At 52.5% G+C, this 1,065-nt stretch carries 2 protein-coding genes; one reads left to right on the top strand and one right to left on the bottom strand.

From position 1 onward, the window contains the following. Positions 1–443, top strand: a 443-nt coding sequence (locus BGK46_RS02545; protein ID WP_305793906.1) for a glycine radical domain-containing protein, incomplete at its 5' end; no start/stop codon positions are given. Between the two features lie 168 nt (positions 444–611). Here the strand turns inward: BGK46_RS02545 and BGK46_RS02540 are convergent. Further along, positions 612–1,065: methyl-accepting chemotaxis protein (locus BGK46_RS02540; protein WP_139130717.1), on the bottom strand; the 454-nt coding region annotated here is incomplete at its 5' end.

The raw sequence follows: 1,065 nt of genomic DNA, 5'->3' as shown, positions 1-1,065 counted from the left end.
GTAAGAAAACCGGTAACACGCCAGATGGTCGTAAAGCAGGTATGCCTTTCGCACCAGGTGCTAACCCAATGCACGGCCGTGACGAAAAAGGCGCGGTTGCGTCACTGACTTCGGTTGGTAAACTGCCATTTGCACACGCCAAAGACGGTATCTCTTATACCTTCTCTATCGTGCCAAATGCTCTGGGTAAAGATGAAAACACCCAGCGCGCTAACCTTGCCGGTCTAATGGATGGTTACTTCCACCATGAAAGCGGTCAAGAAGGCGGCCAACACTTGAACGTGAACGTGATGAACCGTGAAATGCTACTCGACGCGATGGAACATCCTGAGAACTATCCTCAGCTGACTATCCGTGTTTCTGGTTACGCGGTACGTTTTAACTCGCTGACCAAAGAGCAGCAGCAAGACGTCATCACTCGTACCTTCACCTCTTCACTGTAAGAGATGACCAAGAGCCCTTCACACAATAAGGGCTTCTAAAAAGAAAAAACCGCCGGCAATGCTGGCGGTTTTTATTTATCACCCTTTCCCTTTCACGATTTAATCCGCAACCCACCTCAGTGCCAACCAAAGCCCATCCGTTGCTAACGTCGCTTGTTTACTCAGGTGCTACACCACCTCAAAGTGATCGAGTTTGCTATCTAACTCTCGCGCGGAGTCAGCCAGTAGCTGGCTTTGTTCGGCAAGGTGAGTGGCCGCACCGCTCACTTCATTGGCCGAGTTGTGAATGTTACTCACATTCTGGTTCATCTCTTCCGAGACGGTGCCTTGCTGCTCTGCAGCCGCCGCAATTTGCACCACACGATCGTTAGACTGATGTAAGGCCGCCACCATGTCTTTGAGCTGCTGTTGTGTTTCGAGCGCTGTCGCCACACTCTCTTCACTGGATTGATGGCTCGAGGTCATCGCTTCCGCCGCTTCAATTGCATTGTTGGTCAGCTCCTCAATGGTGCCTTGAATCTCAGTGGTCGACTTCTGGGTACCTTGCGCTAACGAGCGCACCTCATCGGCAACCACCGCAAAGCCACGGCCTTGCTCCCCCGCTCCCTCCGCCTCCATCGCC

The sequence above is a fragment of the Salinivibrio sp. SS2 genome (genome assembly GCF_001722075.1).
GTDB classification, from domain to species: domain Bacteria; phylum Pseudomonadota; class Gammaproteobacteria; order Enterobacterales; family Vibrionaceae; genus Salinivibrio; species Salinivibrio proteolyticus.
Note: the sequence above shows the minus strand (reverse complement) of the source record. Positions and strands in the feature narration are given on the sequence as shown.